Consider the following 24,276-nt stretch of genomic DNA (forward strand, 5'->3'; position numbering starts at 1 on the left):
ATTAGAACTACATTATTTTAGTAAGTACTCTAAATTAGCGTGTGCAAGTTGTAATTGCAATAAGGCCTCCTTATAATTCAATTTCACCGACAGCGAAGTTTCGACAGCTTGTAGATATTCTACATAGGATATGCCTCCGCTTTGATATGTTTTTAAAGCGTGACTACTCAGGGTTTCGGACTGTGGTAAGGCCGATTTTTGGTAGTACTCGATTAGGGTTTGTTGGGTTGTAATCCACTCTTGCTGTTGTGCAACCGATTGAGTGATTTCCTGTTCCAAATAACGCTTTTCAAGAGTCGCTTTTTCAATCTCATAAGTACCCGCTTTGACAGTTGCTCGTTGGCTACCAGAAAAAATGGGTATCGCAATTCCAACAGTAAATGATGACAAACGCGGTTGACTACCATAAGATTTGGGTACTCCATTAGTTTGTTCCATACCCGCTAAGGATGCTATGCCATATCCAAGACTAAGATCGGGCATTAAGGCGGCTCTGTTGACGTTCTTTTCTGCGGTTACCATCTCAATTTTTTTGTCGGCTTGACGTATCAAAGTACTGTTGGAAACAGCTGCTGTTTCCAAAAAATTGAGATTAGTAATTTCTAAAGTTGGCGCTTCCAGATCAAAATCCATAGTGGTATTAAGCAGGGTTTTCATCGTTCTTCTTAAATTGGCCAGTACCGCTTTGTTTTGCTTTATTTGAATTTCGAGTTCTTGTTGTTTAAGTTGTGCCACCTGGCTTTCCATAACATTTGTTTCGCCGGTTTTATAACGCCATATTGCCGAATTACTAAATTGTAGTAACAAGTTGTTTTGTTCGTTTAGTAATTTTTCTTTTTCCAAGTAAAAGCATTGGTTGTACCACGATTCTTTGATTTGACGTACCAATTGCCTTTCCGCAGCGGTATATTGCAATTCACTAGCTTCAAAATTTTGCTTTAAAAGTTGTTTACGACTATGTATTACAAAGGGATTAAAGCTTTGCGAAATACCAAAATCGACATCGCGCTCCTCGGTAGAATTCAGTTGCCCGAAATTTGAAGTCAACTCGGTTTTAGGTAAGTCAAAAGCCGTTTTTTGCAATTGCTTTTGTACTTGAGTTTCCAAGTGATTGGCCTTGAGGTTTAAATTGTTTTCCAAGGCCATTTCTATCAGTTGATTTAAGTTTTTCTTCGGTTGCTCTTGAGCGAAAGACAGCAATGGCAGTCCAATGAAAAATAAGACAACTGCAGCTTTTTTAGGGAATTTAAATGAAAATCCACGTTCTACATAGTAGTATAATATCGGCAAAATAATCAAAGTCAATAGAGTTGCTGTGAGCAGTCCGCCAATTACAACGGTCGCTAACGGTTTTTGAACTTCAGCACCAGCACCCGTGCTCAGGGCCATAGGTAAGAAACCTAAAGAGGCTACAGCAGCGGTTAAAATTACCGGTCTTAAACGAATTTTAGTGCCTTGAAATATGCGTTCCTCTATGGAAGTAATTCCTTCTTTCTTAAGGCTGTTGAATTGACCGATTAAAACAATTCCATTTAATACAGCCACACCAAATAGCGCAATAAATCCTACACCTGCAGAAATGCTAAAAGGCATGTCGCGTAACCACAATGCGGCAATTCCTCCGATGGCAGAAAGGGGAATGGCAGTGAAAACCATCAAACTTTGTGCTACAGACTTAAAAGTGAAAAACAGCAAAACAAAAATGAGCGACAACGCTATAGGTATTGCTATAGATAAGCGTTGGTTGGCTTGTACCAGGTTTTCAAATTGACCACCATAAGTCAAATAATAGCCTTCGGGTAAGACCAATTGTGCATCTAGTTTATTCTGAATTTGTTCCACCACGGTCTGCACATCCGTACCTCTAACATTGAAACCTAAAACAATTCTACGACGTCCATCTTCTCGACTGATTTGCATAGGCCCGTCCTCATAATCAATATCAGCAACTTGTTCTAACGGAATTTGATGGCCGGATGGAAGGGTAATAAATAAAGATTTAATATTAGTGATATCTTGACGGTTGTTTTCAGCCATTCGTACCACTAAATCAAAGCGTTTTTCGCCTTCATAGACCGTACCTGCAATTTCACCTGCAAAACCCGTTCGTACTATTTTGTTGATATCACCGATATTCAATCCGTATAAAGCAAGTTTGTCTTTGTTGTAACGTATGGCAATTTGAGGCAAGCCGGCAACACGCTCAAGTTTAGGATCTGTTACACCGGGTATATTTTGAATTAAGCCCTGTATTTCCTCTCCTTTGCTTACGAGTTTTTCCAAATCTTCACCAAATATTTTAATGGCTACATCGCTTCGAACGCCAGTCATTAATTCGTTAAAACGCATTTGAATTGGCTGGGAAAATTCCGTAGTAATACCTGGAATTTCCTGTAAAGCGTCTTCCATTAAGTGCATGAGTTCCTCCTTAGTTTTGGCAGAGGTCCATTCGCTTTTATCCTTTAAAACAATGATCATATCTCCGGCTTCCATTGGCATTGGATCCGTTGGGATTTCGGCACTTCCAATCTTGGTAACAATCATCTTTACTTCGGGAAAACGATCCTTTAGGATTTTTTCAGCCTTAGTGGTTGTTTCAATTTCCTGTGACAAGGAACTGCCCGACGATATAATGACATGCGTTGCTAAATCGCCTTCATCTAAGGTGGGAATAAATTCACCTCCGAGTTGATTAAAGACTAATAAAGCTACAGCCAACGCGGAGAATGCCAAGAGTAAAAGTGTTTTTTTTAGCTTCATCGCCTTGTGTAATATAGGCTCATATACATTATAAATAGCTTGGATAATGCGGTCGCTAAAGTTCGGTTTATCCTTGCCACTTTCCTTTTTAAGCACTAATGAGGTCATCATCGGCACATAGGTTAACGACAATATAAATGCGCCGAGTATGGCAAAGGATACCGTTTGCGCCATTGGGCCAAACATTTTACCTTCTATACCAACCAAAGCCAGTATCGGTAGATAGACAATTAAAATAATGATTTCACCAAAGGAAGCACTGGTTCGTATTTTGGACGAGGCTTCATAAACCATCGTATTCATCTGCTGTTTGGTGAGCTTGGTTTTTTTGCCTATTTGCAAACGATGTAAAATGGCCTCAACGACAATCACGGCCCCATCGACTATAAGCCCAAAATCAATAGCCCCCAAACTCATTAAGTTACCGCTAACACCAAAGGCCTTCATCAAACTGATGGCAAATAACATAGACAGCGGAATTACCGATGCTACTACTATACCCGCACGCCAATTACCCAACAACATCACCAGTACAAAAACCACAATTAAAGCTCCTTCAATCAAGTTGGTTTGAATGGTGTTAATGGTTTTGTCTACTAGAGTCGTTCGGTCTATAAACGGTTCAATCAGAACACCTTTTGGCAATGACTTGCGGATTTGGTCCATCTTTTCTTTAACCAAATTGACAACCACTTTACTGTTTCCGCCTTTGAGCATCATAACCATACCGCTGACTTCTTCACCTTTACCATCTTTAGTCACAGCACCATAGCGAATACCACTACCGATTTGTACTGTAGCCACATCGCGGATTAAAACGGGAATGCCGTTAGTGGTTTTCACCACAATCTTTTCTATATCTTCCATAGAACTGATCATTCCGATACTGCGTATAAAATAGGCGTAAGGCTTTTTGTCGATATAGGCACCGCCTGTATTTTCATTATTGCGTTCTAAAGCATCAAATATTTCGGCAATATTGGTATTCATGCTTTTTAAGCGGTCTGGCTGAACGGAAATTTCATATTGCTTGAGTTCGCCTCCTAAAGTATTGATTTCTGCAACACCGGGAATACCGATCAATTGAGGTTTGATAATCCAGTCCTGTATGGTTCTGAGTTCCATCGGACTAAACTCATCCTCATATCCCGTTTCGGGATAAACAATGTATTGGTAAATTTCGCCCAAACCCGTACTAACCGGAGCTAATTCTGGACTCCCTACGTTTTTTGGAATCACTTCCTCTGCTGATTTTAAGTGCAGGGAAACTTGATTTCGCGCCCAATAAATATCAACTTCTTCTTTAAAAACGACAGTAACTACGCTTAAACCAAAACGGCTTATGGAACGTAATTCCACAATCTTGGGAATACTTTTGACCGCTTGTTCAATCGGATAAGTAATAAATTTCTCAACCTCCTGAGTGGCAAGTGTCGGAGAACTGGTTATGATTTGTACCTGATTATTAGTAATATCAGGCTGTGTATCCATAGGTAAATTCATCAACGAATAACTTCCCACTAGAATTAAAGCCAGTGTAAATAGTCCAATGATAAATTTATTATGGATACTAAAATGTATGATTCTATCTAACATAATAGTATATTAAAATTAATGGAAGTAAAGTCTATTCGACTCTATAAGTATTTAATTAAAATATACTATACGTGGAGGTTTCCAGATAAAATGAAGTACTGTAGTTATAAAAGATTGGTAATAATCAAAAGTTTTTAATGATATTTTTGGAAGGGAAACCGCTTCAAACAAAAAGACATTCTTAATCAAAATAGGTGAAGTACAACAATTGCAAACACAAAATGGACTACACATATCCATTCCACTATGTTGATCGGGTACAGCAGCAACATGAGTTAAGGGACTATTAGCGGAAATTAAACTGTTGCGGTCAGCGCATGGAAGTAGTGCCAGTACTAACATAAGTACTGATATTGCAACAATTATTATTTGTCTTCCATTTTTCATTGAAACAAAAGTAAGCTATTTTAGTTAAAATATTCTACATCCAATATTTTTTGTTGTGACTTTGCAAGACTGTTGCATTACCTATTACCATCGAAAGACTGTGTTTAAATAAAGATTGTTATGGATGTTTTTAGCATCAACAACACCAAAGGGAAAGCGCTAATTGATAATTTACAGTGGCTAGTAAAAAAGACGAATAATACGTAAAATAAGCTTGAATTTTAGTTTGTATAAAATGGAGATGCGTTTGTATTTTATAGTAGCTTTGAGCCCTTGAGATTTAAAAACGATTCTTTTGAAAACAATCGTTTTTCAAATAGTTAAACACGCATACTAAAAAAAGAAAAAAAATGAATGATGGAGTGCTAATATGGGATGTAAATCCTGAGATGATAAATGTAGGAGCATTAACCGTTCGCTATTATGGGTTGTTGTTTGGTTTGGGTATATTATTGGGATATAAGTTGGTCAGCATTATATTTAAACGGGAGGGAATTCCGTTGCAATATTTGGATCGTTTATTGATATACATCTTTGTAGGAACCTTATTAGGAGCGCGATTGGGGCATTGCTTGTTTTATGATTTCGAATATTTTTCCCAGCATCCTTTAGAGATTTTATTGCCTTTTACGATGGAATCGGGCAAATTCACCTTTACGGGTTTTACGGGATTAGCGAGTCATGGGGGTGCGGTCGGGGTATTGATTGCCATTTATTTATTTTGTAGAAAAAACAAGATGAACATGTTGTGGTTATTGGATTGTGTTGCTATTGGCATTCCTATAGCCGGGGCTTTTATTCGCTTTGGTAATTTTATGAATTCCGAAATATATGGAAAGCCAACCCAAGGTAATTGGGGAGTGGTATTTGCACAAGATGATTTAATTGCGCGTCATCCGACCCAGCTTTATGAGGCCTTTTCCTATTTACTAATATCGGTTATTTTATGGTTTTTATACGCTAAAAGAGACAAAAGTGTAAAGGGAGTGTTATTTGGATATTTTCTAATTCTAATGTTTAGTGCTCGTTTTATAATAGAATTTTTTAAAGAAAATCAGGAGTTATTTGAGAATGATATGCTATTTAACATGGGACAATTACTCAGTATTCCTTTTATACTAGTAGGGATTTTTCTAGTGTTTCTAAGGTCAAAATCAACAGATGAGTTTGTAATAGAAACCAGTCATACTGACAATTAAAAACCCTTTATAAACTAAAGAGATTGGGCAGTCCCCCCGACTGCCCAATCATAAAAACCCTACTTAATTTAGGGTGTCTTAATAACAATTGGTTTATAAAAACACTTAAATTTTTCGGATTCTTAAAAGCATACAATTGTTATCCAATTTATTGAATGCTAGGTGTGTAAAAAAAAACAAGTGGTCGTGTGAGTAAACGATTATTTTTGTTATTAACCATTCCAGATGGAAAATAATTATCTTCGTTCTTGTGCTATATCACTATAAAAAATTTGATTTCGTTCTACGTACATTTTTCTTTTTAAATCTTTTTTTGCTCTAAACATAATAGTATGAAAATTGGTCAATTTAATATTCATAACATCACAGATTTCTCTTTTACCATATCCCTTGATATAGTAAAGTATTATAATAATTTTACTTTTCCCTTTTAAGGAATAGATGATATCTACAATTTGATCGGTTCGAAATTGTTCGTAATCAGAGGCATCTTCTTTACTGTTCTCATCGATCAGTGTATTTAGTACCGTACTGATATCCTCTAATATGATTTTACGCTTTTTATTTAAAGCATCAATACACTTATTAACCACAATTTTTCTTAACCATGTTCCAAAAGTGGCTTCATTTTTAAATTGATCCATACTTAAAAACGCATTTAAAAAAGATTCCTGTAGTATGTCTTCTGTCAAGCTTCGATCATTAACCATTTTATAAGCAATAGCGTACATAGCTTTATAAAATCGATTGTAAATTTCATACTGAGCTTTAGCATCACCGACTTTACACAATGCAATCAAAGAATCAATTTTATGATGGTTTATGGTTTCCAATTGAATTTTTTTGAGTTATTAATTTCTTAGGCTTTTACTATAGGCTCTTACTATAAAGTTTTATTTGCATAGGAGACCGTCTATACTTGTATAGACTTGCTTTATATTTAAATATTACAGTTTTAACAATAATATTTTTAAACTTAATATTATAAATTATATAAAATTCCAAATTAATTAATATTATAATTTAGTCATTTTACGCAATAATTATAATAAGGTATTTATCTTTAGAGGTTTTAGAATTTTTATTGTCATTTATATAATTTACTTTTTTTTGATTTAGAAGATTTCAGCGTTTATATTTTAGGAAAACTTTGTAAATCAGTTTGTCAATGTTTATAAAATTAAAAATACAACCCATTTTTTTAATGTAAAAGCAAATAATGAAAGAAACTTTATTTTCCATTTCGTGCTTTGTTCCGCTTAAATTTTAAATAGAGTAGGAGTTTTTAATTTTTTTTCTAAAAGTGAATTTTTGTTAATTGTAAAAGAACACTATAAATTTTTTATTGGTTCCAAATGCAAGCTACTCTAAAACTAAAATTTGCAATTGCTTTATCGGAATGCATTGCTTTTTTTTGGAAATATATTCACAACGATTTTTAGAATTGTATAAGCATCAAATAGATTAAGTGGTATGTTGTAAAAAAATACAGTTCGCAGTATATTATCAACGAATTAAATGACTTTAGCAACCAATTATTAGTTTTTTATATAAGCGAAAAAGTTGTAACTCTAAGTCAAGTCGTAAAAATATACATGCAAAACCTATTAAAAACAATGGCTTGAGAAGGGACAACCACTTAAAGCGAATGCCTTAAGTGGGTAATTAGAAAATTCCTATAGGAATGCTGGTTTTACATTTGTAAAACAGTATTAAATCAATTGAAAGTCGAGTTTTTCTGATTCTTGACCATTAATAATCAGTGTTAATTGATGCAAACCGGTATAAAAAACACGAGTAGTGATTATTTTAAAGGACTGTTTGCGTTTAACCATGCTTTTTTCTAAGGGTTTAAAAGAACGTTCACTGATTTTAAAGACTTTTTTATTTAATTGTCCATTGGCCTTTTGATAGTAAACGGCATATTCCAAACGAATGATTTTGTCCAATAGATTATGGTTTTCGATTTGAAATTCAAAGTCTAAAACAGTTCCGATAGTTACTGATGGCGTGTTTATTTTGAATTTACTAACTTCTATTCCAACAGCATCTAAGTCGTACAAAGCAAGTACATCGGGCTGGCCTTGTTTTAATAAGGTTCGCATACCGTGTTTGATGATGGCTGCGCTTTCGATACTGTTATTCTTCCATTTTTTTGCAAATATTAGCGCTTTTTCAGGATTGTCTTTAGAGATGTCATTTAAGTGATTCGCAACACTTTTTCTAACCCATGGATGTACATCATCTATTAAGTTTTCCAATATCTTAAAAGACAAAGTAGGGTCTTTTTGCAACAAAGGTAATGCCATAGACCAGGGGAGTTTAGGGCGAGATCCTTCACTAGCAAAGCGACGTACCTTGTAATTTTCGTGTTGCGACCATAAGTACAGCTGAAGCAACATGGGTTCGGGGTATTTTAGTATAAATGGTCTTACCGCAAATTCACAACTGATAAATTGAGTGGTGTGCTCTAAAAGGGGAATGGCGGTTTTCATATCGTGGATACCGTATTTGGAAATGTATTCTGCCAAGAATATATACGCAAGCTTTTCTTCTTGATTGTTTTGCTGCTGCAATACAGTAATTAGGTCCATGAGTAAAGGAGCGGCTCGATTAAAGTCTGCGGGCATAAATACATGCAAAACCTCAGTAACGTGCAGCATGCGGTCTTTCCATTCTTTTTCTAAAAATTGATTTGCGTATATTTTTTCGATAAAAAGAGATTCCTTAAAATCTGGGATGACTTCGTTTAATACAGCCGTAAGCTGTTTAAAAAAAACCTCATTATAGATATCCTTAATCAGAGCCATGGTAGTTGTATAATGGTAAATAATAGTAAAGGGTAAATTTACTACTTTTATATTTTTTCAAACCTACCCTTACTAAATTTGCTGGTTTTTATTTAAAATAATTTCCGACTTAAATCCTTATTTTACCGAAATTTTAGTAAGCGACATTTAAGCTTTTTTATATTTCAGTAAATCTTTGTTTTTTTGCCAATTGCTAAGCGCATTTAAAATCTATTGTACTCCTGATAAACTTGGAAATTTTATTGCTTTTGAGATAAATAAGGAGCTGTTTATTTAGTAAAAATGGTTTAATTAACGGTTTTTATTAAATATAATAAGTTGTAATTTTGTTTTTGTTGGTATTTTTATATATTTGATGATGTGCTTATTAGCGCATTTATGTTAAATACAATTAACTCTTAAATGAACAGTATGAAAATAAAATTACTATCACTATTTTTTCTAGTAACAGCGGGTATTAGTGGTTATTCGCAGCAAACGACAACTCGGATTTTTAATGAAGTTCTGTTTTATGACGGTTATGCGGCAACAGTAACTGAACCGGTAGCAGCGGGCGTTATTCGACACCGAAATGATTTGTATGCCACCAAAATATCAGCCGCACAATTGGCGGCTTTTGGAACGGAAATCACCTTAGAGGTTAAGATTAAAGCCGCCTGTGATAATTACGATCGTATTGGAAATGTCAACTTGGCTTTAGTGCCGAAGGGACAAACTACATATGAGCTAAATGGAGCAGGCGTAAAACGCATAGAAATAGCGAGATATATCACGCCTTTTATGAATAAAAATAAAACGCCCAATACCGTACCATATAATTATGATTTAAGTAATATTAGCAGAATTTTTAAGGATAATGAGACCAATGCTAACTACGATATTTGGATGGAACTTGAAGTGTTTGGGGTGCCTTATGCTGCGCAGACACAAGTAGCGGGCTGTTCAGGACGGATAGACGTGTTTTACGGTACAGTTGATATTATTTCTAATCAGCCTTCCGACGCAGCAGAGGTAGTAGATGATTTGTATTTAAAACAGCTTTTCCTAAAACACGATTTAAACAATTATCAAGAAGGGGCAAGCGACGTTGTGGGGCAAAGCAAAAAAACAATCAGTTTCAACGTAGAAAACACTATTTACAATGCCAAGCTGTATTTGATTACATCCAATCACGGGGCTGGAGAAGGAGGTGAAGAATATGTGCGAAGAGAACATTATGCCTATTTTGATGAAAGTTTAAAATTGCAATACAAACCGGGAGGGATTTCTTGTGAACCTTTTAGAATCTATAATACGCAAGCTAATGGAATTTATGGACCTACACCTAAAAGCGAGGCTTCTTGGACTTCATGGAACAATTGGTGTCCCGGCAATATAATTCCAATACGAATTATTGATTTGGGAACCGTTGCAGCAGGGACACATACTTTTGCTTTAGACGTACCACAAGCTGAATTTGTTGGGAATGATGGGAAAATACCCATTTCTCTTTATTTGCAAGCCCATACAAAACCCTATACAGCAAGTATAGACGATTTATACCAACCCGATTTATCTATATATCCGAATCCAACTCATAATCATATCAATGTGGTTTCGGATCAAACCATTTCTACTGTGGTAATCGTGGATTTATCTGGTAAGAAGATTACAGAAACCAAAGCCGGTATCATCGATTTAACTTCTTTTTCTTCAGGAATATATTTCTTGAATATTCAGTGGGAAAATGGAGCAGTTACCACACGAAAAGTTATGAAATATTAAATTTTTTAGGAGTGCTGATTTGACATTAATAAAACGAATCTTATAGGCGATAAAATGGTAATTGGATTGCTCAAAGTTGTTGTAAAACACCTCGAGACAATCCAATTACACTTTTTAGTGGTCTAAGGAAGAAACCACTAAAAAAACCAACTAAAAACAATTATGGAAAATACATTTATTTTAAATGGGATTTTGTTCTATTAATGGATTGGCATTTATTTCTTTTTGTGGTATTAACCATTGCCAGCGATTATCACCCGCCGGAACCGACAACAAGCCACTGGTAAGGGTGTTGGAGTGATTGGAATTGGTTCTATCTAGTGGAGCATCTGTTCGTTTTAAATCAAAAAATCGAAAGCCTTCGCCCCATAGCTCAATACGCCTATGTAAGTGTATTTCATCAATTAATTCTAGTCCTGTTTTTACAGACAACTTATATTCTGGATCTCGGATGGTTACCAAGTCGAATAAGACTTGATTGGCATCGGCTTCATTCAATCTCGCTTTGGCTTCTGCTTCTATTAAATACATTTCTGCCGCGCGCATATACGGTACATCCATACGGCTATCGGAACTACTCACTGCCAAGAATTTCTGACTGGTGTAAGGTCTTTTACTAAAGGCCGGTAGTAAAACATATCCGTCTGGCATATCAAGATGTTGTCCAGTAGGGTCAAACAAAGTAGCACGTACATCGGTACTAGCTATTTGATCGTATAAAGTGCTGTTGATAGCTTTTGGATTGCTTCTAATGTTTGCCGAGCTATAATTTCGAGACATAAAAGCCCCAAAATTGGCAAAGTATATGGTCTGATCAATAATAATATGACTTCCCCACATCCATTCCGGATTTTGATAATCGTTAAATCCCGATCGATACATATTGCGACTCATCAAAGTAAAACCTTGGCGTGCTTCACGGGCCATATTTGCTGCCGTATTCCAATTGCCTTGAACCAAAGCCACACGAGCTTTTAAACCTTGAGCTATTTGTTTGTTAAGATGTGATTTATTGCTGCGACGGTACTCTTCTAAAAGAGTAATCGCTTCGTCTAGATCGAGATTTATTTGTGTGTACACAGCTTCGACACTCGCTCTAGTAGGGGTACTTAACTCTTTGGTAAGTACAATCGGAATACCTAATTGATGGTTGGTCGTATTCGGTTGATATCGTTTGGCATAGAGCTGAACCAGCTGAAAATGGCAGTAAGCACGATATATTAAAGCTTGTCCCTTTAATACGTTTTTGTCTTCCACAGGACCAATTGCTGCATCGACATTATTGATAATAATGTTGGCATTTCTATTAATTCGATAGAATAGCCTATAAGGAAATAAATTTGCTCCCGTATTGGCATCTGTATGTGCTAACCATTGATAATCCCGATTGTACCAGCCGTTTCCAGAACTCGTCATAACAACATCTTCGCCTAGAGCATCTGACTGAATCATTACACCGCCAATTCCTCCTTCGCCTTGCGACTCGTATCGGAGATATAGGGAACGATGAATACCATTTAGAGCCACATATAAATTTTCTGTAGTCGATATGGCATCTTTTTCATCAATGGACTCGGTTGGAACATGATCTAAATAATCACTAGAACAGGAAAAAAGAATTCCGATTAATACTGCGGTAATAAAATGAGCATATTTCATAATAAGTGTCTTTTAAAATTTTAAATTAAATCCCACAGATACGATTCTTGCAGGCAAAAATCTATTTTGTGTTGTACCATTAAAGTTTTGTCCTACATCCAACCCTTTTCTTTTAGAGGTTACGAATAAGTTTTCTCCATTGGCGTATAATCTCACTTGTTCTACACCTAGTTTTTTAGTCAAATCAGTATCGAAATCATAGGATAAGGTCATTTGTTTTAAGCTTAAATAACTGGAATCGATTAACCAGCGACTACTGGATGATCCATACAGTGTTCGTTGGGCACTATCCAATCGGGGAACAGAGGTGTTGTCACCCGGCTGTTGCCAACGGTTTTCAATATCAGTACTGGAAGCATTTCCATAGTTTCCTCCATGCATTAAACTGGCGTAATTCGAATCATATGTTTTTCCACCTAATTGATAAGTGAATAGAAAATCCAATTGGATGCCTTTGTATTTAAAATTACTGCCAAAACTACCATAGAGTTTGGGTAGCGCATTACCTACAAAATTGTATTTGGCATTGTTGGGATTCGTAGTCACAGTGATGCCGTTGATAGTACGTAAATCGGTAGCTCCGACTTCAACACTTTCATCGCTTGCGATAAAGAGCCCAGCGCCATCGGCGGGATCAACTCCATACCATTCTCTCAACCAATAATCATATATGGAACCTCCAACGACAAATTTTTTGCTACCTGATATAATTTCGTCTTGGGGCAGTTTTGTAAATTGATTTTTAATAGTAGCCGCATTTACTATAAAATTCCAAGTGAATTTCGGGGTTTTAATCAATTCTGTATCCAGTGAAAATTCAAAGCCGCGATTGTACATGGAGCCAATGTTTTCTATTCTCGTATCCAAACCTACCGTTAATGGATTGGGTACTTCAAAAATCAACTCATCGGTCTGGCGGTGATAATATTCGACAGTGGCCTTAATACGGTGTTTAAATAATGAAAATTCTACTGCTATGTCTTTTTGAGTATTGACTTCCCATTTTAACTTAGGAGCTTCTATAGTTTCGGCTAGAATTCCCGCTTCATTTCCATTGTTAATTCCCAATTCAAATAGAGCTTGATAGGAATAGAAACTCAAATCACTATGATTGGTAAAAGAATCATTTCCTACTTCTCCATAAGAAGATCGCAGTTTTAACGCACTAATCCATTCCACGTTTTTAATAAAGTTTTCTTGATCCAATCTCCACGAAGCGCCTAGCGACCAAAAATTACCCCAACGGTTTTCCTTAGAGAATTTGGAGGAACCGTCGCGTCTATAGGAAGAGGAAAAAAAATACTTATTATCGAAATTGTATTCTAATCTAGAAAAGTAGGATTCTGAACTGTAGTTTCGCAACAGCGAATAAAATCGGTTAGTCGATACAAAATTGATTAACTCGAAATTGTTTTCAACAATTTGTCCCGTTTTTGTTCCTCGTACCCGATCAAAGCTATAATCAAAGTTTTCATGCCCCAATAAAGCATTGATTTGATGGCGCTTGATTTGGTGACTATAGTTTAATAATTGATTGTAAGTCACACCGGTATATAAGGTACTATTACGCTCTGCACGACCAGCTCCAACGGCATCACCAATAACGGAATTAGTGTAACCCTGTATGTTTCGATGGGTTTTATCTAATGCTAAATTGGCGGTAAAAGTAAAGTAGTCGAGAAACTTAAATTCGGCATAGGTTCGTGCACTAATAGACAAATCTCGTTGCCGATCTTTGTTTAATAAGGTTTCTTGAATTACATGACGGCCGCTTGAAGCACCTGCAGGACGAATCTCATCCCTATTACCAGAATCGAAAATCCGCTCTCCATCTGCATCTAGTATATAGGCTCCAGTTTCTGGATTGTGTAAATATATCGGATAAATAGGCCCCATATTTCTAATGAAGCTAAAGGGATTTACATATGCATTTGAGTTGGCAACACCGTCAACAGCTTGATTGGAATCGGACTGGTATCCAGATAAATTAATTCCGGTTTTTAACCATTCTTTAAATTGGGTATTGATATTTACTCTAGCTGTAATTCGTTCGAAATCGGAATTTTGTATATAGGCATCCTCTTTTAGGTAACTCAATGAAGCATAATAATTTGATCTAGTAGATTTTCCTTGATAGGAAAAATCGATATTTTGACGTATTCCCGTGCGGGAAAGTGCATCTTCCCAATTCAAATCGTCTTCGTATAAAAGAGAGGCTTTGGGATTTAGCCTTCCATCTTGCCCAACAATTTGATCATTAGGAACATTAAAAGGATTGTAACCCAGTAATTCGTAAATGTTTTGAGAAGCCATCTCATTTGCGGTGTTTAAAGGCGTAGTCCCAGACATGGATAAGCTGTTGCGATAGGCTTCCCACATTAAAGGATAATACTGTTTGGCGTTAACTCTTTTGTATTCGGGAATAGAGCGACTTATCACTCCTTGGCTTGCATTTAATGTGAACTCCTCTTTGGGTGTTTTTCCGGTTTTAGTCGTTATCATAACAACGCCATTGGCACCACGCGAACCATATATAGCTGTAGAAGAAGCGTCTTTTAGAATGGTCAAGCTCTCAATATCCAAACTGGCAAGACTTTGTAAAGTTCCCGAAAAGGGAACTCCATCAACAACATATAAGGGGGCATTAGTTCCGTTTACTGAGCTAATTCCGCGAATTCTAAAATTCGGGGCATCACCAGGTTGCCCAGAACTCGATGAAATTTGAACGCCAGGTGAGGCTCCCTCCAAGGCCGATAAGACATGTGTTAAGGCCCTTTTTTCAAATTTTTCAGCATTTATTTGTGTCAGTGATCCAGTATAAGAACTCTTCTTTGCTGTACTATAGGCAATAATGACTACATCATCCAAAACAGAAGCATCATAATTCAGTTGCATGTTGATGGTGTTATGAGCGGTAACTATGGCTGTTTGAGTTTGCATACCCATAAAAGAAAACTCTAAAACATCTCCTTCTTGAGCTTTAATACTGTAAGTACCGTCTAAGTCCGTAAAGGATCCTTGATTCGTTCTCTTTAGCGTTATCAAAACTCCAGGAAGGGGTTGGCCGTTTTCACTAACGGTACCCGTTATGGTTTTTTCTTGACTAAAAAGTGTCATGCTAAACAATAAGCATAATAGAGATAAAAAGTTTTTTTTGTATTTCATAGTACTTGTTTTATTCAGTCCATTTTCTTTGATTTGGTTAATACACCTTGTATTTTCTTGTTGAGTAATTCGTACTCTTCAGCGATCTTTAATGCCGTTATACTGTTGCGTTCTCCTTTTATACATTGCCTAATAAACATTTTTGTATAACCGTATTTGATGAAAATTTCATTTATTACCAAAGTGTTGTATTTTCTTCGTGTTGTTTTCATTATTATCAATTTTTAATGTTAAATCATTTGCATATATTTGCGCATTGTTCAAACTGCTTCGATTTTCAAAACAAGGGTATAAGATATTATACTATCCAAATGTATAATATATTTTACATTATCCAAATTTTTGGATAATTATTATTACATTTTTGAGTGTTAAAATTTTATTTTGATTGATTTAGGGTGGTAAATGAGCAGTTTTTGGGAAAAAAATGACAGTTTTTTTCACTATTTATTTTTAACTGCATTAATTAGATAAACAGACATTATAGGTTTTGGATAATATACTAGACAGTACAGTGGAACGTGTTAAATTTTTCATTAAGTTTAAGAAAATAAGCTTAAGAAAATTCGCAGAGATAATTGGTGTTTCTCACAGTCTCATCAACAATACTAAATCGTTAGGGTCGGATAAATTAGAAAGTATATTGTCTAATTATCCCGAAATTAATCCGATATGGTTACTGACGGGAAAAGGGGAGATGCTTGTAGATTATAGCCATGATGAATTTGCGGATGAAACGGTAAAAACGGGTAGCATAGCGTTGAACAATGAAATGCAATTACTCAAAGAAATGAACCTTTTACTGCAAGCAAGTTTGACAGATAAGGAACGCCTCATAAAATTATTAGAAGAAGATAACCATCGATTGAGCAAACGCTAGAAAATAATAATCTCGGTTTACAATAATAGCCATAACAATGAAAAAGATAGTTTTGTTACTAATAGGATGTGCTTTGTCTACGTCTTGCGCAACAATGTTAGACAAAGAAACATACACTATGAAAGTGACAAGTAATGTGGCTCCGGCCCAGGTCAAAGTCTACGATCAAGTTTATTCTTTGCCAGCGGAAGTTGAAATCACGAGATCGAGCAAAGATTTGAGTATGTTGCTTATCGGAGACAGTCTAAATATAGATTATACACTAAAATCACGTTTAACTCCCAAGTTTATATATTTTAATCTTGTTGGGCAGGTTGCAGCACCAATAAATTACATAGTAGATTTAACGAACCCTAAAAGGTTTTATTATGGTAATGAGGTACATTTAAATTCGGAAGATTCGATAAGGACTTTCGAACGACCTTTCGTTTTAAAATACCGTCGATATTTCGGTAAAGAATTTCGTAAAAACAAAGGAGATATTTATTTTAGAATATCGATTCCAGCTTTAAATTCGTTTGTAATGAAACCGAGTCAGGAACCGATCAAGCACAAAACAGGAATTTTTGGTATTTCTTTAGGTTTTGATTATTACTATAAAACCAATCAATATTTAAGTACTTCAGGGACTTATGTAGCTAGTAAAATACCTCCTCCTTTTGATGATTTTGAAAATATAAAGTCTGCGTATTGGAGTCTATCAAACAATCATAAATGGAATCGATGGAATGTGGGGTATGGGTTTTCCTATTCGCATAATATGTGGAAATTTGATAACTCTGGCTATGATATAAAGGTAGATTCACCAGATCATATTTCAATTACTAAAACTAGTTATGCCTTGGGTCTTGTTTTTCCGACTTCCTTTCAGTTAAACAAATTTTTTAGTTTTGGATTGACCTATCGTCCTAGTTTTTATCATTTGGGATCCAATCAGAAAGTGGAGTACGAACATTTAATCAGTTTTGAAGCCATTTTAAAATTGCCGGTCAGAATTTCAAAAACGATTAAAAAAAATAGTTAAAAAGAACGGTTAGCAAACAATTTTAATCCATATTGAACAATCTTTAGCATTGTCCCTAATCAAAGGTTCCGATTGTCTTTATTGAAATATTTAAATTTTATTAAAGATGAAAGAATTTACACTTATTTTTAGATTAAATAGCGCTGCTGTTCCAAGTCCAGAACAATTGGCAGAGCGCTTGGCATGGTTGACAGCTATGATGCATAGCAATACAGTGATAAATCGGGGTAATATCTTAGCACCTATACCGGCAAAAACCATATATTCTACTACTGTCGTAGCTGACGAACGAGTTGAGGATACTGATTCTTTTTTTATCAGTGGTTATCTTGTTATACAGGCTCAAAGTATGGATGAGGCTGTGACCATAGCTAAAAGCAATCCCATCTTTAAAGTGGGCGGTAAAATCGAAGTGAGGGAAGTTTTACAGCGCACGAAGTAGTAAATTAAAAAGGCTGGGTTTCGCATCATTAATGCGTAAGCCAGCCAATAAAAAGTGAGCCCCTTAACTCAGATAAAAGCACAGTAAGAACCGCAACCGCTTTGTGATTATACTTTAAAATGATAGTTATAGAGTAACTTAAACACAGTAATCAATAAAGGTTTATGTTATCAATGTAGGAACCGCTACTTTCGATTAGTAGGCTAAAGGCAACTTATAATTGGTGTTACTTAATTATTTGTATTGACTACCAATTAAAAATCCATTAAATTTGAAGTCGAAAGAGGACAATAGTACAAGATAGTTTTAAAAGTAAGTACAGCGTATAAGGATGCAAAAAAAAACGAAATGGGGCAATCATCTCCTGTCACTAGAAAAAAGTGATGAAAATCCCTTGATTTCTCCGATTCGGTTCTCGGAATATACTTTGCTATTGATAGAGGCTGGAACGGGCGAGTTTTGCATTGATGAGGTTGCTTTTAAATTTTCGGGTCCAGCATTGTTGTTTGCCACGCCTCTGCAAACCTTACAATTAGATCATCAAGGGTGTTTGTCATATAGCATGCTTAAGTTTCATTCCGATTTTTACTGTATTGAAACACATCGAGAGGAAGTGGGGTGCAACGGTTTGTTGTTTAACAATATTTATATACGTCCATGGATTGCTTTGGACGAAACAACCTGGCAGTTGTTTGATCAATGGATACAACAATTACAAAATGAATTCGATGCTGTTTATTCCGAAATGGTAATGCGTTCTTTTTTGCAATTGATTTTGGCGAAATCGAGTGATATCAAATTGCAGTTGTTAGAGTTGGAAGCCAATGTTCGGGTAAAAGATGAATCTATGGAGCAATTTCGAAAATTGCTAGATCAACATTTTTTACAGTTACACAAACCTATGGATTACGCCGAATTGTTGCATATTTCAACCAATTTATTGAGTAAAAAATCGCTTAAGTATTTTGGTAAAACACCGTCGCAATTAATACAAGAACGCTTGATTCTAGAGGCCAAAAAGAAGTTGCACTTGACGAATTATAGTATAAAAGAAATAGCTTTTCAAATGCAATTTTCTGATGCGTATTATTTTAGCCGATTCTTTAAAAGGCACACCCGTGTTTCCCCTCAAATGTTTAGAAAAAGAGGAGGTATATCTGAAATAGCTTATTTGTCTAAGTAAAGGTCACATTTGTCCATTTCGTGACCGTGGAATCCATTCTAACTTTGCAGTATCACTAATTTTTTTAGATATGCTGCGTTTCTTACTTATTCAATTGACTCAATTTCAAAAGCGTTTTATCGATTTACTTCGAATTTCCATATTTCTGGTAATGCTTTGGATTGGCGGACTTAAAGTTTTTCCATACGAGGCTGATGGTATAGTTCCCTTTGTAGCGAACAGTCCGTTAATGGGGTTTTTCTATAACAAACCGGCACCGGAATACCAACAGTATAAAAACCCAGAAGGCAAAGAGGTTGCGGTTAATAAAGCATGGCATGTGGCAAACGGTACCTATGTCTTTTCTTATGCTTTAGGTGCGGTAATAGTAACGATAGGACTACTTCTCTTTATGGGAATATTCTTTCCTAAAATAGGCGTTTTAGGGGGGCTACTCACTTTCGGAATGTCGTTGGTAACCTTGTCTTTTTTAATTAGTACTCCAGAGGTTTATGTTCCCAATTTAGGGGGCGATTTTCCCACCGAATATTTCGGTTTCCCCTATTTATCAGGAGCGGGTAGATTGGTTTTAAAAGATGTAATCATGATGGTTGCCGGTTTAATATGTGCTTCAGATAGTGCGCAGCGCATAATAAACAAGTCTTAAATAAGGGGTTTTGCATCAATGCAAAACCCCTTGATTTTTTATAGCCCTTTCTTTCCCAATGCCCAAAAAGGTTGGGAGTAAATAGACGTAAACTCACAGAGGAACTGTTAAAAAAAACAATTTTAACAGTTTGATTTTCAATGGTTTTGTTTTGATTTATATATTTATATCCATTGAGATTCTGTAGTCTAAATAGTTTCAGGAAAGCAGGAGGATTTACACAGTTAAGTTACTTAGACTAAAGATTTTTAAATATTATATCCTTTTAATAGTCGCTACAAAGGAGCATTCGGACAAAAAATTATTAATGCCGGTCGGTGGAATCGCCTGTTGCGTTTTCTGATATCATGAGACTTTTAAAGGGAATTTGATCACTGAGATCATCTTAGAAGATTATTATTCACTTTAAAATTAAATATCATGAAAATCATGTTGTTACTTTTTTTGATGAGTATGCGTACTCATTCCCAATGTCCTTGTATTAAAACGGCTATCATCGGAACCGAAGTCAATGAACAAATTACAACTGCTCATAACAATCAGGTTGTTGTTATGGACGATGTGGCCATCAAAAGTGGAGAGCACTTAAAACTATATACCATAAAAAACAGTGGAGAACTCACTTGGTATAGCAAAGGTAAAAAAATTGAAAACACGAGGGTAGCTCCAACCGAAACCACGTCCTATACCGTAAAATCGTTTTTAATGGGTTGCCCCGATGTTTATGATATGGTTACCATTACAGTAATTAAAAATACCGACATCCAAGATCTTGTTCTATTTCCAAATCCAATTCAAAGCAAAACCACTATAGTATCTACTTTGTACCCTATAATAGGGGTTTCACTCTATGATTTGAAGGGAAATCAGCTATTTCATTTGTCCTACACAGATCGTATTAAACAGCGGGTTATTGATTTGACGGAGCTGCCTAAAGGTTTTTATGTGCTTCGGGCACAGCTTGATAATCAAACTAGCGTAACCAGAAAAGTTATAAAAATCTAAAAGGATGAAAACAGTAAGTAAATATCTGGTTGTTTTAGTTCTGTTATTCATAATTCCCTTTGGTATATATGCTCAAGATATTAGGATTAAAAAAAGTGATTTACCCTATGTGATACCAATAGTAGAACAGGCTAGTCAAGGTGATGATATCGTTTATCAATGGTTGGAAAACAATCAAATAATAGCCGACGCTAACGATTTTATCTATATCATTCCCGAAGAGCAGGAGCTGGGAATTTACCGCTATATACATCAAGTAAAGTGTGTAAAATGTACCGATTGGTTGAATAGTAACACTTTTAGTGTTGAAATATATAGTGAAAGTGATGATGTTGAGCTTTTCGATCCGTTTTTCCGGGTTGTTTTTAGCCCACAGCAAGAGCTGTCGGGTTATTTAGAAGAGTTGATTGATTTTATAGATCAAGCCGTAGAAAAATTAGAAGTGTCTATTTATAGTATTTCCAACGAGGATGTGTTACTTGCCTTGGAAAGAGCCCAAAAACGGCAAGTTCAGATACGGATGTTGTATGAGGGCGCACTAAATGATCGAAGTAAAACTTCGGGTACCCTATCTCATTATATAGAGGATATGGGTATAGATGTTAAGTATGTCAACAAAACCAACCACAATAAATATGCTATTCGAGATAATCAAAAAGTGCTAACTTCTAGTGGAAATTGGAATGCCAAGGGCAATTGGAATTATAACGACAGCAGTGTTTTTATCACTGAGGCGGATGCGGTTTTGAGCTATAGAGCCAATTTTGAATTGCTGTGGAACCATTCAAGAGAATTTGGTAAAGCCTATGAGTATCCATTGATAAATTCAGATAGTTTACTCCGTTTGTTAAGTGATTCTAGTGATGTAGATGTTTTGTTTACCAGTTCAAACTATAGAATTTCTAATTCAACAATTCACGGTCCCACTTTTTCAAAATATGAAAATCGACAAATTTTATCTGACAAAATAGTACAACTCATCAACGAGGCAGAAAAATCAATTAAAATTGCTGCGAATTACTTACGATCCCGTTCGATATGTGAAGCCTTAATATTCAAGAAGCAGCAAAATCCAGAAATGGAAATTAGGGTATTTACCGATCAAAACGAATATATAAGTCAAAGCTATCACGAATATCAAATAAAACAACGAGATTCCTGTCTGTCTAGAGCGAATACGCCTACAAAAATACGCGATTGCTGGGAAAAGAATTTTCAATATAGTGCTGCGTTGACCGCTGCAAATATCGCTGTTCGATTTAAGGTATATTCCTACAAATGGCACTACAGTACATCCAAAACGATGCACAACAAATACGCGATTTTTGACGATAAAGTAGTGTCTATTGGCAGCTATAACTATTCTTATAATTCGGAAACCAATTGCATGGAAAACTTATTGGTATTTAATCGGGATATAGCTCCGATAACCGTAGGACAATATGTGGACAATTTTGAACAAATCTGGAATACGGGTAGGGAAGAAAACTATTATAACGATTTGTTAACTTACTTAAATTCATCGAACAGGTATATTCCGTTAGTTTATCATCCCATTGCCCTTACAGCCGATGAGTATGTGTATTTAAAACAACGGGTAGCAAGAGCTTGCCCTGCTTTATATGATCCGTATTTTAAAAAGAATGGTCATTTGTATACTGCTTATCTAAAGGGAATAAATTTAACTTATAACGAGAACAATAGTCTGATTACAAAAATGGAAGACTATTTTGATGGGCAGTTTTTAATCAACTATCAATACAATGCCACAGGCCAAGTAGAAGCCTCCCAATTTCGATCATCAGATAGTTTAAACTATAGCTATGTCAACACCTATGATAACGATAGAAGAGTCGGAATCGAAACGCCGATTTTTAAGGCTTCAATATCTTTTAACGGCAACAAAGTTCATACAGTAAATGCGGGACAGGGGGAGTATTCTTGGACCTATCCACTAGGGCAGGAGTCGAAGCAGGTATACCATATTCCAAATCAACCGGACCATTTGCAGACCATTTGGAATGAATGGTCGTTTCCTAAAGCGCTTATCGATGCCGAAGGCAGAATGTTACAATGGGATTACGATTCCCATAGGAATCTAAGCAAGTTGTATTCGGCAGATTTTTATATAAATTATAATCATCGTAATTCTAGGTTGTTGGCCAATACAAGTACAGGAAATCAGTTGGATATACAGTTAGCTCAACTCAATAAGTATACTATAGAATCTAAGGGTACGGTTTCGGCTACTGTGCAATATTTCAACCAACAAATTTCAGAGAAGCAACAATTGTTATCCATTAATATGTATTCTAAAGCGGTGCGTAACGGCAGGGGAAGAATGAGCAGTAATCAATATCTATTTGATGCTTATGGACGAGTGATAAAGGCTGGGGATCTACAGTTAATTCGAAAACCCTATTCCGGAGAAATCGAGACGATAAAACTGGGGAATCTAGTAGAGAATAGGAATTACAACCAATGGGGGCTATTGGTTAAACAGGAGGTGAGATACAAGGAAAAGGAAATCTTTAACGCTAACTATCACTATGACGGTATGCAGCGAATTACAGCGGTTAATGAGCGGATTAATGGAGTAGCTGCTGTATATCAGTACAACTACAATAAGCAAGGTCAGTTAAAGCAGCTTCTCAAAGACGGGATTACATCTGAATACTATAATTACGATGATTTTGGCAATAGAAGCAGTGTCCATAGAGATGAAGAAGCTCTTATTGTTTCCAACAGTGTACGGAATCAAATTACGGCTTGGGAACTTATAGGCACTGACCAAAGCGGACAACTGTACTACAATAAGGCTGGACAGTTGACATCAGTGCTCACCAAGTCGGGTAATACTGTAATAAATAATAAAAAATTGGAATATGATGTATTCGGAAAACTAAATGCGATGAGTGAGAAGGAACGGCATGTCGTTTATGAGTACGATGCAGTTGAACGTCGAATAGCCACTTATGTAAACGGTGATCTCGTTGAAAAATGGTTGTATGGTCACAATGACTTACCCTTGGCTAAGTTAAATAAAGAAGATCGTATTGAAAGTACGTATTTCTATACGGAAAATGATATTCCTTTGCTGATGCGTTTGGGTAATCAGAATCATTATTTGGTTACGGATATAAGAGGGTCTTTACGTTTGGTTGTAGATGCTGTTAATGGGGATATAAACCAATTGTTGAGTTATGATGCTTTTGGAAAGCTATTAATAGACACAAACCCGGGTTATACGCCTTTTGGATATGCAGGTGGGCGTTACGATTATCGAACGGATTTGCTGCGTTTTGGCAGGAGGGATTATTGGGCGGATATGGGAAAGTGGACCACAGAAAATCCATTGGGCTTTTTAAGCGGAGATTTTAATGCGTATAATTATGCCTTTAATGATGCGGTCAATTATAAGGCTGTTAACGGTATCCTTACTAGAAGTATCCATTCTGAACCAAGTAATACTGATTTATTCCTAAATCGGATTTATAAAAATGCGGTAGGCGCAGCTGGAAATAATCATAGCTGGCAGTATTTTGACAAACATTTTCCAACAAGACTTTTGGATATAGGCAGTAAGACGATTAGACTTGCAAACCAGAGAATTTACGCTCCTTTTGCCAATCGATTGATACATGACAAACTCAATTCCTATTATGAGTCCAAAAGTTTTGGATATCGACCTGAAAGCATAAGAGAATGGGTGATGTTTTAAATTATAGTCATAAAAAAACCGCTGAACATAGTAAT

The 24,276-nt window shown here is 35.9% G+C and carries 16 protein-coding genes; 9 read left to right on the forward strand and 7 right to left on the reverse strand.

Annotated elements, in window-relative coordinates:
* Positions 1-12: 12 nt before the first annotated feature.
* Both KO524_RS05235 and KO524_RS15500 read right to left on the reverse strand, forming a co-directional pair.
* On the reverse strand, positions 13-4,356 hold the full coding sequence (locus KO524_RS05235) for a CusA/CzcA family heavy metal efflux RND transporter (RefSeq protein WP_219291294.1): 4,344 nt from the start codon (positions 4,354-4,356) through the stop codon (positions 13-15).
* 51 nt (positions 4,357-4,407) lie between these two features.
* A complete protein-coding gene (locus tag KO524_RS15500; protein ID WP_370629719.1) occupies positions 4,408-4,743 on the reverse strand; it encodes a DUF6660 family protein in 336 nt (111 codons plus the stop codon).
* Between the two features lie 350 nt (positions 4,744-5,093).
* On the opposite strand from KO524_RS15500, the gene lgt reads away from it, so the two are divergent.
* Positions 5,094-5,942: a prolipoprotein diacylglyceryl transferase gene (lgt, locus tag KO524_RS05240; protein WP_219291296.1), complete on the forward strand. Its 849-nt coding sequence runs from the start codon at positions 5,094-5,096 to the stop codon at positions 5,940-5,942.
* Between the two features lie 236 nt (positions 5,943-6,178).
* Here the strand turns inward: lgt and KO524_RS05245 are convergent, their stop codons facing one another.
* The gene (locus KO524_RS05245; RefSeq protein WP_219291299.1) at positions 6,179-6,775 is read right to left on the reverse strand and encodes an RNA polymerase sigma factor; all 597 of its coding nucleotides are present in this window, start codon (positions 6,773-6,775) and stop codon (positions 6,179-6,181) included.
* Positions 6,776-7,654: 879 nt separating this feature from the next.
* A complete protein-coding gene (locus KO524_RS05250; protein WP_219291302.1) occupies positions 7,655-8,752 on the reverse strand; it encodes a DNA alkylation repair protein in 1,098 nt (365 codons plus the stop codon).
* 411 nt (positions 8,753-9,163) lie between these two features.
* On the opposite strand from KO524_RS05250, the gene KO524_RS05255 reads away from it, so the two are divergent.
* Entirely contained in the window at positions 9,164-10,516 is a 1,353-nt protein-coding gene (locus tag KO524_RS05255; protein ID WP_219291305.1) for a peptide-N-glycosidase F-related protein, read from the forward strand.
* A 180-nt stretch (positions 10,517-10,696) separates the two neighbouring features.
* Here KO524_RS05255 and KO524_RS05260 read toward each other — a convergent pair whose 3' ends face one another.
* The 3 genes from KO524_RS05260 to KO524_RS05270 are packed head-to-tail and all read right to left on the reverse strand — an operon-like array spanning position 10,697 to position 15,552.
* On the reverse strand, positions 10,697-12,175 hold the full coding sequence (locus KO524_RS05260) for a RagB/SusD family nutrient uptake outer membrane protein (RefSeq protein WP_219291308.1): 1,479 nt from the start codon (positions 12,173-12,175) through the stop codon (positions 10,697-10,699).
* Between the two features lie 12 nt (positions 12,176-12,187).
* The gene (locus tag KO524_RS05265; RefSeq protein WP_219291310.1) at positions 12,188-15,340 is read right to left on the reverse strand and encodes a SusC/RagA family TonB-linked outer membrane protein; all 3,153 of its coding nucleotides are present in this window, start codon (positions 15,338-15,340) and stop codon (positions 12,188-12,190) included.
* Between the two features lie 14 nt (positions 15,341-15,354).
* A complete protein-coding gene (locus KO524_RS05270; protein WP_219291313.1) occupies positions 15,355-15,552 on the reverse strand; it encodes a hypothetical protein in 198 nt (65 codons plus the stop codon).
* Between the two features lie 278 nt (positions 15,553-15,830).
* Between KO524_RS05270 and KO524_RS05275 the strand changes: the two genes are divergently transcribed.
* The 7 genes from KO524_RS05275 (at position 15,831) to KO524_RS05305 (ending at position 24,241) form a co-directional block, all read left to right on the forward strand.
* On the forward strand, positions 15,831-16,220 hold the full coding sequence (locus KO524_RS05275) for a helix-turn-helix domain-containing protein (RefSeq protein WP_219291316.1): 390 nt from the start codon (positions 15,831-15,833) through the stop codon (positions 16,218-16,220).
* Positions 16,221-16,338: 118 nt separating this feature from the next.
* Positions 16,339-17,244 carry a hypothetical protein gene (locus KO524_RS05280; RefSeq protein WP_219291319.1) on the forward strand — a complete coding sequence of 302 codons (906 nt, stop codon included), beginning with the start codon at positions 16,339-16,341 and terminating at the stop codon, positions 17,242-17,244.
* Positions 17,245-17,350: 106 nt separating this feature from the next.
* Entirely contained in the window at positions 17,351-17,686 is a 336-nt protein-coding gene (locus KO524_RS05285) for a YciI family protein (RefSeq protein ID WP_219291322.1), read from the forward strand.
* A 331-nt stretch (positions 17,687-18,017) separates the two neighbouring features.
* Complete coding sequence (locus KO524_RS05290) at positions 18,018-18,869, forward strand: AraC family transcriptional regulator (RefSeq protein WP_219291325.1); 852 nt, start codon at positions 18,018-18,020, stop codon at positions 18,867-18,869.
* Between the two features lie 73 nt (positions 18,870-18,942).
* Positions 18,943-19,515, forward strand: a complete 573-nt coding sequence (locus KO524_RS05295) for a DUF417 family protein (protein WP_370629720.1) — start codon at positions 18,943-18,945, stop codon at positions 19,513-19,515.
* Positions 19,516-19,935: 420 nt separating this feature from the next.
* Complete coding sequence (locus KO524_RS05300) at positions 19,936-20,520, forward strand: T9SS type A sorting domain-containing protein (protein ID WP_219291331.1); 585 nt, start codon at positions 19,936-19,938, stop codon at positions 20,518-20,520.
* Positions 20,521-20,524: 4 nt separating this feature from the next.
* Positions 20,525-24,241: a phospholipase D-like domain-containing protein gene (locus tag KO524_RS05305; protein ID WP_219291334.1), complete on the forward strand. Its 3,717-nt coding sequence runs from the start codon at positions 20,525-20,527 to the stop codon at positions 24,239-24,241.
* Positions 24,242-24,276: the final 35 nt, after the last annotated feature.

It is taken from the genome of Flavobacterium sp. NKUCC04_CG (assembly GCF_019345525.1).
Classification (GTDB): Bacteria; Bacteroidota; Bacteroidia; order Flavobacteriales; family Flavobacteriaceae; genus Flavobacterium.

Coding starts and splice junctions, on each gene's coding strand:
- KO524_RS05270 (WP_219291313.1), bottom strand. CDS start 15,552: ATGAAAACAACACGAAGAAAATACAACACTTTGGTAATAAATGAAATT.
- KO524_RS05265 (WP_219291310.1), bottom strand. CDS start 15,340: ATGAAATACAAAAAAAACTTTTTATCTCTATTATGCTTATTGTTTAGC.
- KO524_RS15500 (WP_370629719.1), bottom strand. CDS start 4,743: ATGAAAAATGGAAGACAAATAATAATTGTTGCAATATCAGTACTTATG.
- lgt (WP_219291296.1), top strand. CDS start 5,094: ATGAATGATGGAGTGCTAATATGGGATGTAAATCCTGAGATGATAAAT.
- KO524_RS05255 (WP_219291305.1), top strand. CDS start 9,164: ATGAAAATAAAATTACTATCACTATTTTTTCTAGTAACAGCGGGTATT.
- KO524_RS05285 (WP_219291322.1), top strand. CDS start 17,351: ATGAAAGAATTTACACTTATTTTTAGATTAAATAGCGCTGCTGTTCCA.
- KO524_RS05250 (WP_219291302.1), bottom strand. CDS start 8,752: ATGGCTCTGATTAAGGATATCTATAATGAGGTTTTTTTTAAACAGCTT.
- KO524_RS05290 (WP_219291325.1), top strand. CDS start 18,018: ATGCAAAAAAAAACGAAATGGGGCAATCATCTCCTGTCACTAGAAAAA.
- KO524_RS05235 (WP_219291294.1), bottom strand. CDS start 4,356: ATGTTAGATAGAATCATACATTTTAGTATCCATAATAAATTTATCATT.
- KO524_RS05305 (WP_219291334.1), top strand. CDS start 20,525: ATGAAAACAGTAAGTAAATATCTGGTTGTTTTAGTTCTGTTATTCATA.
- KO524_RS05280 (WP_219291319.1), top strand. CDS start 16,339: ATGAAAGTGACAAGTAATGTGGCTCCGGCCCAGGTCAAAGTCTACGAT.
- KO524_RS05300 (WP_219291331.1), top strand. CDS start 19,936: ATGAAAATCATGTTGTTACTTTTTTTGATGAGTATGCGTACTCATTCC.
- KO524_RS05260 (WP_219291308.1), bottom strand. CDS start 12,175: ATGAAATATGCTCATTTTATTACCGCAGTATTAATCGGAATTCTTTTT.